The sequence below is a fragment of the Microbacterium sp. AG1240 genome (genome assembly GCF_003635115.1).
In the GTDB taxonomy this organism is placed as follows: domain Bacteria; phylum Actinomycetota; class Actinomycetes; order Actinomycetales; family Microbacteriaceae; genus Microbacterium.
The window spans coordinates 255,092-270,240 of record NZ_RBXJ01000002.1 but is presented as its reverse complement, the minus strand read 5'-3'; the positions used below and the strand labels follow the sequence as shown (position 1 = coordinate 270,240).

The window sequence follows — 15,149 nt, the reverse complement described above, 5'->3', positions numbered from 1 at the left end:
GAGCGCGGGGCGTCATGGCGTGGCCCCCGGTGTCGGCGTGCGGGTCGGGGTCGGCGTCGGCGTGACCGGAGGGGCGGTCGGCGACGGTGCGGGGAGGGGCGCGGCCACCACGAGCGATACGGTCGCCCCGAGAGGAAGACTCGTGGAACCGGCCGGCTGAACCGCGGTCACCGTGCCGGTGGGTGCGCCGCTGCCCTGCCGGGTGACGACGGGCACGAAGCCCGCGGCGACGACGGCGTCGATCGCCGACTGCTCGGGAGCACCGACCACGTCGGGAACGGCGTTCGCCCCGCTCGCCACGGTCAGCGCCACGAAACCGCCGGCCGCCAGGGTCGTACCGACGGCGGGCCGGCTCGCCAGAACCGTGCCGATCGGTCTCACCGAGTCGACGCTCGCGATCTCGCCCACCGCGAGGCCGGCCGCCGCGAGCGCGCGGCCCGCCGCATCCGCGTCCATCCCCTCGAGCGAGGGGACCACTGCCATCACGGGCGGAGGCGGCGTCTCGACGATCGGCGTCGGAGCAGCGGGCGATGGGGTCAAGACCGGACTCGATACGACGGCGGCCGGCGTCTCCCGCGCCGTGGTCGGCTGGGTCCCCGACGACAGCGCGACGACGACGGCGACCACGAGTCCGACCGCGACGAGCCCGAGGCCCCACAACCACGGCGATCCTCCCCGGCCCTCGGGGTCGCCGGACGCGTACTGGGCGGCATCGACGGCCGGGCTCACGGCGGGAGAGAACACCCGCGTGCGCGTCGTACGCTCCATCGGCACCGCGACCGCGTTGCTGCGCGAGGCCACGGCCGACGAAAGCGCGTCGCGCATCTCGTGGGCCGAACCGAATCGCGCAGCGGGGTCTTTCAGCATGGCCCGGACGATCAGGCGATCGAACGCGACCGGCACCCCGGCGACCCGCACCGATACGGTCGGCGGGGCCGCGCTCTGGTGCGCGCGGATGGTCGCCTCCGCCGACTCCCGCGCGAAGGGCGGCGAACCGACGAGGGCGAAGTAGAGCACCCCGGCGAGCTGGTACAGATCGGCGGATGGCCCCACGCCCTCGCCGCGCAGGAGTTCGGGAGCCGCGTAGTGCAGGTTGCCGACGACGCCGTCGCCGTCCTCGCTGCGCAGCACGTCGCCTCCGCGCGTGGTCGTGCCCGCTTCGTCCACCAGCCCGAAATCGATGATGCGCGCATCGCGGAGATGCCCCGCCGCGTCCACATCGACCACGATGTTCGACGGCGAGATGTCGCGGTGGACGAGCCCCGCGGCGTGCAGCACCGCCAGCCCGTCGAGCACCCTCGCGCCGACGTCCGCGGCGGTGCGCGCCGCGAGCGTCCCCCGCTCGCGCACCTGCTCGCCGAGGGTGAGCCCGGGTGCGAGCTGCCACGCCGTCCAGGTCTCGCCCTCAGCGCCGATGTCGTCCGACCCCGACCCGACGACGCCGCACAGAGCCGGATGCGACAGCGCCGCCACACGCTCGGCCTCCCGCAGGAACGCCGACCGCATCTCCGGCCGCGCGGCGAGGTGCGGATGCAGCACCTTCACCGCGACGCGCCCGCCGTCGCGGGTGTCGAGCGCGTCGTACACCGATGCCGTCGCCCCCGACCCGAGGAGCCCGAGCACTCGGAAGCGCCCGGCGACGAGCCCGTCGGTCATCGCGCCGTCGCCCGCGTCAGACAATCTGGTTCACGGGAGCGATGGCACGCCGCAGGCGCCGCCCGGACTGCGTGCCGATGTTGACGCCCGTCGCGATCGACGCCGTCGCCAGCACCGCGCGCGCGGCCCGCGCTGCCGCGGCAGCCTCGGACGCCGACTCGTACCACCGCGACGACGTCATGACGGCCTCGCCCCCGCGGCGCAGCACCCACCCGTGCGTCATGGGCGTCGAGCCGCGCACGACGGAGGCCACGAGCGACACGGCCTCGCGCTGGAGCACCTCGACGGTGGCGAGTGCCTCGGACGGCGTCGGGAACAGCCCCGAGCCTCGGCCGAGTTCGCGGTTGTTGGTGGCGAGGATGCGCCACACGCCGAAGCGGCCCGCCCGAGCGCGTTCGCGCCCGTCGGTGTCGGCCGCCGTCACATCGGCCGGCACGGTCAACACCTCCCGAAGGATCTGCGCGCGGAAGACGAGCCAGGAGTTGAGCATCGGGTCGTACGCCGACCGGAACGTGTCGAAGACGATGCGGCCGGCATGGGCCGTTCGTCGTGGGAGCGCGTCGCTCACTGTGGTCCTATCGCGCGGCCTTCTGAGAACTCCCCTTGAGATCCTCGAGAACCGTCGATGCTCGAAGCTGGCCGCACGTCATGTACGGCGACACATCGAAAGATGGCCGACCGGTATACGAAGGGTGATCGTCTCGTGCGTCGCGGTCGATCGGGGGTCGGCGCTAGCATCCGAGCATGGACGCGCTCGAGGGGTGGACCGATTTCCACGTCGCCATGGTCGGGGCCACCGCCGCGCTCGCGGGTCTCGTGATCGTCGCCTCGAGTGTGAACATCGCTCAGATCGTGAAGGCCGCCACGATCACGTCCCGTCTCGCCGCCGCGATCGCCGGACTCGTCCTCGCGATCGTCGTCGCGGGCGCGGCGCTGATCCCCGGCATCCCCGCCGGTGCGTACGGGGCCGTCGTGCTCGTCTCCACCTTCGGCGCGGGCGCCTTCCAGGCACACGCGGCGGCGGTCATCGCGCGTGATCCGGATCCGGACGACCATGCCCGGGTGCTGAAGTCGGCTCTGGGTTTCGTGCCGATCGCGGCGTACGCGGCCTCCGGCGTGACGGTCTTCTTCGACCCGTCGACCGCACTGGTCATCGCGGCCGTCGGTTGCATCGTCGCGATCGTCTCGGCGATCGTCGTGTCGTGGGTGGCACTGGTCGAGGTGCTCCGCTGACGAGCGGATGCTGCGCGCTCAGCCGGGTGCGACGGGCGGGATCTCGCCGCTGCGACGCCGCACGCGGCGCGACCCTCCGGTCGCGGCGAGCCAGCATCCGACGATGATCAACGGGAGGCCCGCGAGCAGCCCGACGCTGAGCGCCTCGCCGAGGACGACCACCCCCAGCAGGATGGCCACGATCGGGTTGACGTAGGTGAAGAGCGGGGCACGAGCGGGCCCGACCTCTCGGATGAGCGCGAAGAAGGCCAGGAAGGCGACCGCCGTGCACAGCACCGTGAGAGCGGCGACCGCCGCGACGCTCCGCGTCGTCGGCATGCTGTGGGTGGTGAGGAGCGCGATCGGGAGGTAGCCGACGCCGACCATGAGAAGCGAGAGCGTGATCGACCCGAGCGCGGGCACGTCGCGGAGATGCTTCGCGACGACGAAGGGCGCGATGGCGTAGCAGACGGCGACCAGGAGCACCTCGCCGATCGCGACGATGCCGAGCGGGCCGTCGCCGAGAGTCAGTCCCGGGCCGGCGACGACCACCGCGACGCCCGCGAAGCCGAGGCCGAGTCCGATCAGCCGCGCTGGGCGTACGGCGGTGCGATCGCCTCGCGTGAAGGCGACGAGAGCCCCGAACAGCGGCACGGTCGCCACGAGCAGCCCGGTGATCCCCGAGGGGAGCGTCTGTTCGGCATGCGCGAGCAGCATGAACGGGCCCGCCATCTCGAGGAGGGCGAACACCAGCACCCACCTCCACGCGCGCAGGGCGGCCCCCAGCACGCCGCCGCGCAGTGCGAACGGCAGGAGCAGCAGCGCCGCCCCGAGCGTGCGGATGCACACCACCGCCGGCGGCGACAGCGAGTCGACGGCCTCTTTGATGAAGAGGTAGGGCATGCCCCACAGCACCGCCATGGCGGTGAACAGCAACCAGGCACGCGCGGTGAATCGGGTCGGGAACCCGGCCACCGGCGCCGGGGTCACAGCGTGCGTCGTCCTTCGAACGCCCGACCGAGGGTGACCTCGTCGGCGTACTCGAGGTCTCCGCCGACCGGGAGTCCCGACGCCAGACGCGTCACCTGGATCTCGAGCGTGTGCAGCAGACGGCTGAGGTAGGTGGCCGTCGCCTCGCCCTCGAGGTTGGGGTTCGTCGCGAGGATCACCTCTTGCACGGTTCCGTCGGCGAGGCGCTGCATCAGGGAGGTGATGCGCAGGTCGTCGGGTCCGATGCCGGCGATCGGGCTGATCGCCCCGCCGAGCACGTGGTACAGACCGCGGAACTCTCGGGTGCGCTCGATGGCCGCGACGTCTTTCGCGTCTTCGACGACGCAGATGAGCGTCGGATTGCGGCGAGGGTCGCGGCAGATCCCGCAGCGATCCTGTTCCGAGACGTTGCCGCAGATCTCGCAGAAGCGCACTTTGTCGCGCACCTCTCCGAGCAGGATCGACAGGCGCGAGACGTCGAAGGACGGCGACTGCAGGATGTGGAACGTGATCCGCTGCGCCGACTTGGGCCCGATGCCGGGCAGGCGCCCGAATTCGTCGATGAGGTCTTGAACGATTCCGTCGTACATGATCAGACGAACCTCGTGGGCGACTCGAACGGCTCTTCACGCACGAACGTCGCGCCCAGCACCTGGCGCACGACGGCCTCCCCCACTCGCTGCACGCCGCCGCGCGAGGTCACGACCGGGGCCATACGCGGCGCGACGACCGGCGGCACCGGAGCGTCGACCGCGTCGTCGGGCGGCGGGAACTCGTCTTCGGGGTCGTCGTCGATGACGGCGGATGCCTCGACGTCGCGATCGGGGAGCACCGACCCGTCGCGCACCGGCTCGAGCGTGGCCACCCGCACCGACGATGCCTCTTCGGGCTCGTCGTCGACCGGGAACTGACCGACCGCACGTACGCCGGGTGCGGCGGACGTGCGCGGGCCCGATGACGCGGACGGCGACGACGTGCGGGGATCGGCCTCGGGCGTGGTGGGGATCGGCGCGACCGCCCAGTCGGTCACGGGCGCGGCCGCCGACGGCGCGGACGCCGGGCTCGATCGCGGAGCGGGGGGCGCTGCAGGCGATTCGCGCACCTGACGGTCGGGCGCGGGCGGCGGCGAGGCGGGAGGACCGGCGTCGCCGGGGCCGCCGGCATCGCCCTCGTGCTTCGCGATGTACTTCACGCGGATGCCGAGCACCCCCATGATCGCCTGACGGAGGTCTTCACTCGGACCGGCTCCGGCGGTGCGCTTCTTGAACGCGGCGATGTCGTTCGCGCTGGCGAATGCGAGGGTGAGCACGTCATCGTCGAGAGCCGCGACCCGCGCACCGGACGCGATCAACCACGAGGTGCGGCTGATCGATTCGAGTCGGGCGAGCACCTCGGGCCAGGCGTCACGTAGGCGCTGCACCGTGAGCGGCCCCGCCGCGGCGGGAGGGGCGAACTCGCCCTCGGGCTCGGGCGGCGCGTCGGAATCGGTCGGGGGCTCCTGATCGGCGGGCGGCTCGGCTTCGCTGAACGACTCGGGCGGCGCCACCGGTTCGGGTGCGGTGGCGGCGGGACGACCGACGTCGGCCGGCGCGGGTGCCGGCGCGTGCGCCCTGGGGGCCTGCGGCGCCGATGCGGGAGCAGCCGGTGCGGCCACCGCCGGTGCCGCGACGGGAGAGGGGGCAGACGCGGGCGCGGCACCCGCGTCGGCGAGCACGCGGGCGACGAGCAGTTCGAGGTGCAGACGCGGCGATGTCGCGCCGGTCATCTCGTCGAGCGCCGTGACCACGAGATCGGCCGTGCGCGAGAGACGCTGCGTGCCGAAAAGACCCGACTGACGGGTCATGCGCTCGAGCTCTTCGGTCGAGATGCCGCGCAGCACCGACCCGGCGCCCTGCCCCGTGGCCGCGACGACGATGAGGTCGCGAAGACGCTCGAGCAGATCGTCGACGAAGCGTCGCGGGTCTTGTCCGGTCTGGATGACGCGATCGACGGCGGCGAACGCGGCGGCTGCGTCGCGAACGCCGAACGCGTCGACGACCTCGTCGAGGAGTTCGGCGTGGGTGTAGCCCAGCAGTGCCACGGCGCGCTCGTAGGCGACCTCGACCGCGCCGTCGGCGCCGACATCGGAACCGGCCATGAGCTGGTCGAGCAGCGAGAGGGTGTCGCGGGGTGAACCTCCACCGGCGCGCACGACGAGCGGGAGGACACCGGCCTGCACGGAGACGCCCTCGGTCTCGCACAGCTCCTGGACGTACTCGAGCATCGCCGCCGGCGGTACGAGCCGGAACGGGTAGTGGTGCGTGCGGGAGCGGATGGTGCCGAGCACCTTCTCGGGCTCGGTGGTCGCGAAGATGAACTTCACGTGGTCGGGCGGCTCTTCGACCAGCTTCAGCAGGGCGTTGAAACCCTGCTGCGTGACCATGTGGGCCTCGTCGAGGATGAAGATCTTGAACCGGTCGCGCGCCGGGGCGAAGATGGCCCGCTCGCGCAGGTCTCGCGCGTCATCGACGCCGTTGTGGCTGGCCGCGTCGATCTCGACCACGTCGAGAGAACCGCCACCGCCCCGCCCGAGCTCGACGCAGCTGTCGCAGGTACCGCACGGAGTGTCGGTGGGGCCTGCTGCGCAGTTGAGGCACCGGGCGAGGATGCGGGCGGACGTCGTCTTGCCGCACCCGCGCGGGCCGGAGAACAGGTAGGCGTGGCCGACCCTGTCACCCCGCAGCGCCGTCATGAGCGGATCGGTGACCTGCGACTGCCCGATCATCTCGCCGAACGCCTCCGGGCGGTAGCGGCGGTAGAGGGCTGTGGTCACGTACCCAGCCTACGACCTGCCGCCGACATACCGTCCGGAGGGGGTTGCCTCAGCCTCGGCGGGAGGTGGAGCGACGCGACGTGAAGAGGATCGAACCGCCGAGCAGGAACGCGGCCGCGGCGCCCATCAGCATCCACGCTCTACTGCCGTCGCTACCGGTGGCGGGGAGCATGCCGCCGCCGTCGACCACCGGACCGGTGGGTGCACCGGTGGTCGGGCCGGACGTGGGCAGCAGCGGTATCCCTGCAGTGGGCGTGGCGTTCGACGTGGCCGTCGGAGTCGCGGTCGGCGTCACCGTCGGGGTCACCGTCGCAGTCGCGGTCGGCGTCACCGTGGGCGTGACCGTCGGAGTCGCGGTCGGGGTCACGGTCGGCGTCACCGTCGGAGTGGCCGTCGGGGTCACCGTCGGGGTCACTGTCGGGGTGGCCGTCGGGGTCACTGTCGGGGTGGCCGTCGGCGTGACCGTCGGGGTGGCGGTCGGCGTGACCGTCGGGGTCACGGTCGGCGTGACCGTGGGCGTCACGGTCGGGGTCACCGTGGGCGTGACCGTCGGCGTCACCGTGGGCGTAACCGTCGGGGTCACCGTGGGCGTGACCGTCGGGGTCACCGTCGGGGTCACCGTGGGCGTGACCGTCGGGGTCACGGTCGGCGTCACCGTGGGCGTGACCGTGGGCGTAACCGTCGGGGTCACGGTCGGCGTAACCGTCGGCGTCACCGTGGGCGACGGGCTCGCGCCGGCGTCGCAGCCCGGATCGACGAACGTGTTGTCGTCGAGTGCCACGGTGCCGTTGCGGGCGAGCGCCCTGCCATCGACGGTGGTGCCGGTGTTCAGCGTGATGGACGTCAGCGCGAGGATGGTGCCCACGAACGTCGAGTCGGTGCCGAGGGTGGCCGAGGAGCCCACCTGCCAGAACACGTTGCACGCCTGGGCTCCGTTGATGAGCTCCACCACGCTGCTCGTGGCCGTGGTCAGGGCGGAACCGACCTGGAACACCCACACCGATCCGGAGTCGCCCTGTCCGTCCAGGCGCAGCGTGCCGGTGAGTCCGACCGTCGAGGCCGAGAAGTAGACGCCGTCGACCAGGGTCTGGCCGCCGAGGTCGGCCGTGATGGTGGCGTCGGGGGCTTGGGATGCTGCGGCGTTGTACGCCGTGACGAGGTCGATCTGGGCCTGCTCGGCGTTCTCGTCGGTCTGGTGGATCGTGCCACCGCCGGTGACCTGCCCGGGCGGGAAGCCGGTGATCGACGTGCCGGGGTAGACGCCGAGGTCTCCGTCGAGGGTGCTGTTGCCGGTGTTCGTCACCGACTGACCGCCGAGGACGACGTAAGGCTCGGCCGTGCCGAGTCCGACGCTCGTCGCGGCCGCGGCGCTCGATCCGCCGACCGTGAGACCCACGAGCACCAGGCCGCTCACGATGAGCGCGACGGCTGCCGATTGCGCGACGCGCAGGGAACCCACGGATTGACGGCGTGCGAATGTATGGGTCCCCATGGGAACCGCCTTATCAGCCCCCGTGAAATGCGAGGGAACAATGACCCGAGCTGGGTCATCTATCACGTTAGCGGGGGCCTCGTCAAATACTCAGGGAATTCATAGATCGCAGGCGATCTCACAGGCTGGCGTGATCCCGCGGCGACGATGCCGACCCGATCAGGCGTCGACGCCCATCGACGGCTCCCCCACGGTCTCGGCATCGTCGGTGACGATCGGGATGGACGCGGTGACGGTGGGCACGGACGCCGACAGGAGCGAGCCGTCCTCGCGCCGTGCGTCCGCGAACTGCCGGATCGAGGGCTTCCCGGGGATGATCGGCCCCTGCCCGTCGAGCGGCGCCACGACGGTCGAGCCGCCGTGCACCGAATACCCGACACCGCGCACCGAGAAGTCCACCGGATCTCCCTCGCCCGCCTCCACCGTCATCGCGTCGGCCGTCAACGTGATGTTCAGGCGGGTGCCGTGCCAGTGCAGCACGTACGACAGCGACGGCCACGCGGCCGGCAGACGAGGGTCGAAGGTGAGGTCGCCGAAGTGATCGCGCATACCGCCGAAGCCCGAGACCAGTGCGGTCCACACCCCTCCGGCCGACGCCACGTGCACGCCGTCCGCCGCATTGTTGTGAAGGTCTGCCAGGTCGACGAAGATCGACTCCCGGAAGTACTCCAGCGCGAGGTCCTGGTAACCGACCTCGGCCGCCAGAATCGCCTGCACGACCGCGGACAGCGTCGAGTCGCCGGTCGTCAGCGGGTCGTAGTACTCGAAATCGGCGAGCTTCTCCCCCGCCGTGAAGTGGTTGCCCTGCAGGAACAGCGCCAGCACCACGTCGGCCTGCTTGAGCACCTGGTAGCGGTAGATCACGAGCGGGTGGAAGTGGAGGAGCAGAGGCCGCTGGTCGGCGGGGGTGTGCTCCAGGTCCCAGATCTCGCGCTCGAGGAACACCGAGTCCTGGGGGTGGATGCCGAGGGCATCGCTGTGCGGGATGTGCATCGCGTCCGCGGCGCGGTCCCACAGCTCGGGCTCGGACGGATCGAGGTTGAGGCGCTCGACCATCCGCGTGTACGCGTCGAAGTCGGCCTCCTCCATCTCGCGGACGGTGCGGGCGGCGAAGCGCAGGTTGAAGCGCGCCATGACGTTCGTGAAGAGGTTGTCGTTGACGACCGTCGTGTACTCGTCGGGGCCGGTGACCCCGTGGATGTGGAACGAGTCGCCGTCGCCGTCGTGGACGCCGTCGCTCGACCGCCAGAAGCCCAGGGTCGCCCACAGTCGAGCGGTGTCGACCGCGATGTCCACGCCCTCGGAATCGAGGAAGTCGACGTCGCCCGTCGCGCGCACGTACTTCGCCAGCGCGAAGGCCACGTCGGCGTTGATGTGGTACTGAGCGGTGCCGGCGGCGTAGTACGCGGAGGCCTCTTCGCCGTTGATCGTGCGCCAGGGGAAGAGCGCGCCCGCCTCGTTCAGCTGGTGGGCGCGCTTCCTGGCCGCCGGCAGCATCAGATAGCGCATCCGCAGCGCGTTGCGCGCCCAGAGCGGGGTCGTGTACGCGAGGAAGGGGAGCACGTAGATCTCGGTGTCCCAGAAGTAGTGACCGCTGTACCCCGACCCCGTGACGCCCTTCGCGGGCACACCCTGACCGTCGGCCCGGGCGGCGGCCTGCGCGAGCTGGAACAGGCACCAACGGGTGGCCTGCTGCAGATCGGGGTGGCCGCCGATGACGACGTCGGAGCGCTCCCAGAACGCGTCGAGCCACGAGCGCTGGCGCGCGAACACCGCACCCACGCCCTGCGACTGGGCACGGTCGAGGGTGCGGCGGCAGCGGTCGATGATCTCGCCCGCGGGAACGCCCCGCGACGTGTGATAGCTCACGAGCTTGGTGACCGTCGTGGGCACGCCCGCCTTGGCCTGCACGCGGAAGACGTTCTTGGCGATGTCGGGTTCGATCAGCCGGCGCGCGGTGTAGTCGTTCTCGGTGTCGATGAGGTGGTCGGCGACGACCGCGAGGGTCATGCCCGACTCGGCGACGCGATAGCTCAGGGCCGTGCGGTCGCCGTCCTGCCAGTACTCCAGGGGCTGCAGCACTCGGTCTTCGAGCTTGTCCTGCTTGCGGGGATCGAAGCCGGCCTTGGCCTTGCCGGGCGGTCGCCCGCCGTAGATGCCCTCGCCGTCCTGACGGTTGATGAGCTGGCAGCTGATCGTGACGGGGGCGTCGGAGTTGAGCACCGTCACCGTCATGCGCAGCACGGCGAGGTGCTTCTCGTCGAACGACACCAGGCGCTCGTCCTCAAGCTCGACGAGCTTGCCCGACGGCGTGCACCACTGCAGGCGCCGACGGAGCACACCCTCGCGCATATCGAGCACCCGCTCGTACTCGCGGACGTCGGCCACGTCGAACGACAACGGCTCGTCGTCGACGTACACCCGCATCACCTTCGCGTCCGGCGCGTTGACGATCGTCTGGCCGACCTCGGCGAAGCCGTAGGCCTGCTCGGCGTGGCGGATGGGGAAGGTCTCGTGGAACCCGTTGATGAAGGTTCCCGACTCGTGCGCGAACCGCCCCTCGGGATGATTCCCGCGCAACCCGAGGTAACCGTTGCCGACCGAGAACAGGGTCTCGGTGACCCCGGCGTCGTCGAGCGACCCCTCGGTCTCGACGAGACGCCACTCGTCGACGGGGAAGCGACCGCGATCGATCATGGAATGCCTTCCGGTGAGGGAGATTCGGGTTTCCTCGGTGGGTCAGTCTACGAAGGCGGCGAGGTCGTCGACGACGACGGTCGCCCCGGCCTCGCGCAGCGCCTCGGCGCCGGTGCCGCGGTCGACGCCGACCACGAGGGCGAAGCCCCCGGATGCTGCGGACTGCACGCCGCTGATGGCATCCTCGACGGCGGCGGAGCGGGCGGGGTCGACCCCCAGCATCCGTGCCGCCTCGAGGAAGACGTCGGGCGCGGGCTTGGAGGCGAGGTCGTCACGCTCGGCGATCAGACCGTCCATCACGACGGGGAAGAGGTCGCGGATGCCGGCGGCGGTCAGCACGTCTTCGGCGTTCTTCGAACTCGACACCACCGCGACGGGGACTCCGGCGGCGCGCAACTGCTCGACGAGAGCGAGCGAGCCCGGATAGGGGGCGATGCCGTCGTTCTCGAGCACCTCGCGGAAGACGTCGTTCTTGCGATTGCCGATGCCGCTCACGGTGTCGGCCGAGGACGGGTCGCTCGGCTCGCCCCACGGCACCTCGACGTCACGACTGCGCAGCAGACTCGCGACGCCGTCGTAGCGGCGCTTGCCGTCGAGGTGCTCGAAGTAGTCGGCGTCGGTGTAGGGCCGTGAGATGTTCCAGTCGGCGAAGAGCTTCTCAAACATCACCCGCCACGCGTGCATGTGCACCTCGGCGGTCGGCGTCAGCACGCCGTCGAGGTCGAACAGCACCGCCTCGTAGGCGGCGAGGTCGGGCAGCGCGGAACGGTCGTCGGGCACGGGACCTCCTGGGGAACGGATGCGGCGGCTCTCCGTCGTGCCGTGCGTACAGCGTAGCGGCCCGCGGCGACCGCTTAGGCGCGGGCCACGTCCAGGGTCTGACGGGCGATCTCGAGCTCCTCGTTGGTGGGGACGACCAGCACGGTCACGCGCGACGCATCGGTGGAGATGACGCGGATGCCGCGGCCGCGGGCCGCGTTGCGTTCGTGGTCGATCTCGATTCCGGCGAACCCCAGGGTCGCCAGGGCCCCGGCGCGCACGTCGGGCGCGTTCTCGCCGACCCCGGCGGTGAAGGAGATGACGTCGACACCCCCGAGCTGGGCGAGGTAGGCACCGGCGTAGGCGCGGATGCGGTGGATGTACACGTTCCAGGCCAGGGTGGCGGCGCCCTCGCCCCGCGCGACCCCCGCCTGGATGTCGCGCATGTCGCTGACCCCGGCGAGGCCCAGCAAGCCTGACCTCTTGTTCAGGAGGTCGTCGAGGTCGCCGGTAGACATATCGGCGCGGCGGGCGAGGTGGAAGAGAACGGCGGGATCGAGGTCGCCCGACCGCGTGCCCATCACGAGACCCTCGAGCGGGGTGAGGCCCATCGACGTGTCGACCGAGCGGCCCCCGTCGATCGCGGTCGCGGAGGCGCCGTTGCCGAGGTGGAACACGATCTGCCTCAGCTCGTCGAGCGGGCGATCGAGGTAGGCGGCGGCGGCTTCGCTGACGAACTTGTGCGAGGTGCCGTGGAAGCCGTAGCGCCGGATGCGGTGCGCCTCGGCCAGCGCGGCGTCGATGGCGTAGGTAAAGGCGGCCGGGGCGAGGGTCTGGTGGAAGGCGGTGTCGAAGACGGCGACGTGCGGCACGTCGGGGAAGGCCTTGCGCGCGGCACGGATTCCCGCGAGATTCGCGGGGTTGTGCAGCGGTGCGAGCACGGAGAGCTCGTCGATGTTGATCTCGACGAGGGGTGTGATGAGGGTGGGCTCGAAGAAGCGTGCTCCGCCGTGCACGACCCGGTGCCCCACCGCGACCGGCGGGTGCTCGTCGAGGGTGGGCCCGTACTCGGCGAAGGCGTCGAGCATGACCTCGAACGCGGCCGAGTGGTCGGGGATCGCGCGTTCGATCGTCGACGTGGCGTCGAGCACCGTCGGCGCCGCAGCCGGGCCGTCGGCGAGCGCCGACTCGGCACGCCGGAACGCGGCGGAGGTCACCGTATGCGTGGCGATGCCCTGATCGCCGCCGGCGCCCGTCGACGAGCCGATGCGTTCGATCAGACCGGAGGCGAGCACCTCCTCGGTGTCGGCATCGAGCAGCTGGTACTTCAGCGAGGAGGAACCGCTGTTGACGACGAGGACCGCGCTCACGCAGCATCCCCCTTCTCGCTCTGGGCCTGGATGGCGGTGATCGCGATCGTGTTGACGATGTCGTCGACGAGGGCGCCGCGCGAGAGGTCGTTGATCGGCTTGTTCAGCCCCTGGAGGATCGGGCCGATCGCGACGGCACCGGCCGAGCGCTGGACCGCCTTGTAGGTGTTGTTGCCGGTGTTGAGGTCGGGGAAGACGAACACCGTCGCGCGTCCTGCGACGTCGGAATCGGGCATCTTGGCCTTCGCCACGGCGGCGTCGGCGGCCGCGTCGTACTGGATCGGGCCCTCCACGAGCAGCTCGGGGGCGCGGTCGCGGACGAGGGAGGTCGCCGCGCGCACCTTCTCGACGTCGGCGCCGGTGCCCGACTCCCCCGTAGAGTACGACAGCATGGCCACGCGAGGCTCGATGCCGAACTGCTCGGCGGTCGCGGCCGACGAGATCGCGATGTCGGCGAGCTGCTCGCTCGTCGGATCGGGGATCACCGCGCAGTCGCCGTACACCAGCACGCGGTCGGCGAGCGCCATGAGGAACACGCTCGAGACGACCGAGACGCCGGGTCGGGTCTTGATGATCTCGAACGCGGGCCGGATGGTGTGCGCCGTGGTGTGCGCCGCGCCCGAGACCATTCCGTCGGCCATGCCCAGATGCACCATCAATGTGCCGAAGTACGACGCATCGGTGACGGTGTCGGCCGCCTGCGAGTACGTCACGCCCTTGTGGGCGCGCAGGCGCTCGTACTCGGTGGCGAACTTCGCGACGTGCACCGCGTCGAAGGGGCTCAGCACCTCCGCGTCGCGGATGTCGATCCCGAGCTCGATCGCGCGGTTTCGCACCTCGATCTCCTCGCCCAGGATCGTGAGATCGGCGATGCCGCGCGCGAGCACCGTCGCCGCCGCGCGCAGCACCCGGTCGTCGTCGCCCTCCGGCAGCACGATGCGCCGTCTGTCGGAACGCGCGCGCTCGACCAGGGCGTACTCGAACATCAGCGGGGTGACCACCGACGGCCGCGCGACCCCGAGCGTGCGGGTCAGCTCCGAGATGTCGACGTGCTTCTCGAAGATCGCGAGCGCGGTGTCGTAGCGGCGCTGCGAGTCGGCCGCCAGCCGGCCCCGCGTGTTCATGATGCGCACCGCGGTCTCGTACGTGCCGAGGTCGGTGGCGATGATCGGCAGAGACGAGCCCAGCCCGTCGATCAGCGTGTCGATCGTCTCGGGGAGCGCGAATCCGCCGTTCAACACGATCCCGGCGAGCGAGGGGAACGTGCCCGACGCGTTCGCGAGCAGGGTGGCGAGCACGACCTCGGTGCGATCGGCGGGGATGACCACGATCGCCGACTCGGTCAGGCGCGGCAGTACGTTCACCATCGACATCCCGGCGACGACGACGCCGAGCACCTCGCGGGTGAGCAGTTCGGGGTCGCCCTTGAGCAGCTCGCCGTCGACGGAGCGCAGCACGCCGCGCACCGAGGGGGCGATCAGGAAGCGGTCTTCGGGGAGCGCCCACACGGGGATCCCGGTCGCGGGAGCGGCGGTGCGCAACGGCTGAGCGTCGGCCACGGCCTTCACGGCGGCCACGGTCTCATCCAGCGCCTCCGGGTCGACGCGGTTGGCGATCACCGCGAAGATCTCGGCCCGCTCGTGCACCACCTCGACGAGCGCGAGCGAGGCGATCTGCCCCATCTCGTCGGGCGTGCGGGGGAGGCTCGCACCGAGGTGCTCGCTGAGCCCCTGCTGCGCGCGCCCGCCGACGACCAGCAGCACGGGCGCCCCGAGGTTCGCGGCGATCCGGGCGTTGTACGCGAGCTCGGCCGGGCTGCCGACATCGGTGAAGTCCGAGCCGATGATCACGACCGCGTCGCACTGCGCCTCGACGGCCTTGTAGCGCTCGACGATGCGGGCGAGAGCGGCATCGGCGTCCGCGCGCACGTCGTCGTAGGTGACCCCGACGCACTCGTCGTAATCGAGATCGACGCCGTCGTGGGCCAGAAGCATCTCGAGCACGTAGTCGCGCTCCACGGTCGATCTCGCGATCGGCCGGAACACCCCCACCCGCGGGGTCGCGCGGCTGAGCGCGTCGAGCACGCCCAGCGCGACGCTGGATTTGCCGGAGTGTCCTTCGGCCGAGGTGATGTAGATGCTCTGCGCCACGACTCCAGCGT

11 protein-coding genes are annotated in these 15,149 nt (G+C 71.2%); 1 reads left to right on the top strand and 10 read right to left on the bottom strand.

The genetic code is table 11. The features are described from left to right. Positions 1–12: 12 nt before the first annotated feature. Positions 13–1,680 carry a serine/threonine protein kinase gene (locus DEU34_RS09850; protein WP_147424037.1) on the bottom strand — a complete coding sequence of 556 codons (1,668 nt, stop codon included), beginning with the start codon at positions 1,678–1,680 and terminating at the stop codon, positions 13–15. Further along, positions 1,673–2,224: a hypothetical protein gene (locus DEU34_RS09845; protein WP_121150011.1), complete on the bottom strand. Its 552-nt coding sequence runs from the start codon at positions 2,222–2,224 to the stop codon at positions 1,673–1,675. The genes DEU34_RS09850 and DEU34_RS09845 overlap by 8 nt, the downstream gene beginning before the upstream one ends. Positions 2,225–2,400: 176 nt before the next feature. On the opposite strand from DEU34_RS09845, the gene DEU34_RS09840 reads away from it, so the two are divergent. Then, the gene (locus DEU34_RS09840) at positions 2,401–2,889 is read left to right on the top strand and encodes a hypothetical protein (protein WP_121150010.1); all 489 of its coding nucleotides are present in this window, start codon (positions 2,401–2,403) and stop codon (positions 2,887–2,889) included. Between the two features lie 18 nt (positions 2,890–2,907). Here DEU34_RS09840 and DEU34_RS09835 read toward each other — a convergent pair whose 3' ends face one another. The 8 genes from DEU34_RS09835 to pta all read right to left on the bottom strand — a co-directional run bounded on the left by DEU34_RS09835 (position 2,908) and on the right by pta (position 15,138). Further along, the gene (locus DEU34_RS09835) at positions 2,908–3,858 is read right to left on the bottom strand and encodes a DMT family transporter (protein ID WP_259460105.1); all 951 of its coding nucleotides are present in this window, start codon (positions 3,856–3,858) and stop codon (positions 2,908–2,910) included. Then, the gene (recR, locus tag DEU34_RS09830) at positions 3,855–4,448 is read right to left on the bottom strand and encodes a recombination mediator RecR (RefSeq protein ID WP_116647877.1); all 594 of its coding nucleotides are present in this window, start codon (positions 4,446–4,448) and stop codon (positions 3,855–3,857) included. Before recR ends, DEU34_RS09835 begins: the two co-directional genes overlap by 4 nt. Positions 4,449–4,450: 2 nt before the next feature. After that, complete coding sequence (locus tag DEU34_RS09825; RefSeq protein ID WP_121150009.1) at positions 4,451–6,670, bottom strand: DNA polymerase III subunit gamma and tau; 2,220 nt, start codon at positions 6,668–6,670, stop codon at positions 4,451–4,453. Between the two features lie 49 nt (positions 6,671–6,719). Next, entirely contained in the window at positions 6,720–8,162 is a 1,443-nt protein-coding gene (locus tag DEU34_RS09820; protein WP_121150008.1) for an ice-binding family protein, read from the bottom strand. A gap of 159 nt (positions 8,163–8,321) precedes the next feature. Continuing rightward, positions 8,322–10,859, bottom strand: a complete 2,538-nt coding sequence (locus DEU34_RS09815) for a glycoside hydrolase family 65 protein (protein WP_121150007.1) — start codon at positions 10,857–10,859, stop codon at positions 8,322–8,324. A gap of 42 nt (positions 10,860–10,901) precedes the next feature. Beyond that, the gene (locus DEU34_RS16380) at positions 10,902–11,639 is read right to left on the bottom strand and encodes an HAD family phosphatase (RefSeq protein WP_220659943.1); all 738 of its coding nucleotides are present in this window, start codon (positions 11,637–11,639) and stop codon (positions 10,902–10,904) included. Positions 11,640–11,713: 74 nt separating this feature from the next. Continuing rightward, positions 11,714–12,988 (bottom strand): acetate/propionate family kinase, encoded by a 1,275-nt coding sequence (locus DEU34_RS16375; RefSeq protein WP_220659942.1) that lies wholly within the window; start codon positions 12,986–12,988, stop codon positions 11,714–11,716. Next, positions 12,985–15,138, bottom strand: coding sequence for a phosphate acetyltransferase (pta, locus tag DEU34_RS09805; protein ID WP_121150006.1), 2,154 nt, complete (start codon positions 15,136–15,138; stop codon positions 12,985–12,987). Before pta ends, DEU34_RS16375 begins: the two co-directional genes overlap by 4 nt. Positions 15,139–15,149: the final 11 nt, after the last annotated feature.

Coding starts and splice junctions, on each gene's coding strand:
- DEU34_RS09840 (WP_121150010.1), top strand. CDS start 2,401: ATGGACGCGCTCGAGGGGTGGACCGATTTCCACGTCGCCATGGTCGGG.
- recR (WP_116647877.1), bottom strand. CDS start 4,448: ATGTACGACGGAATCGTTCAAGACCTCATCGACGAATTCGGGCGCCTG.
- DEU34_RS09820 (WP_121150008.1), bottom strand. CDS start 8,162: ATGGGGACCCATACATTCGCACGCCGTCAATCCGTGGGTTCCCTGCGC.
- DEU34_RS09815 (WP_121150007.1), bottom strand. CDS start 10,859: ATGATCGATCGCGGTCGCTTCCCCGTCGACGAGTGGCGTCTCGTCGAG.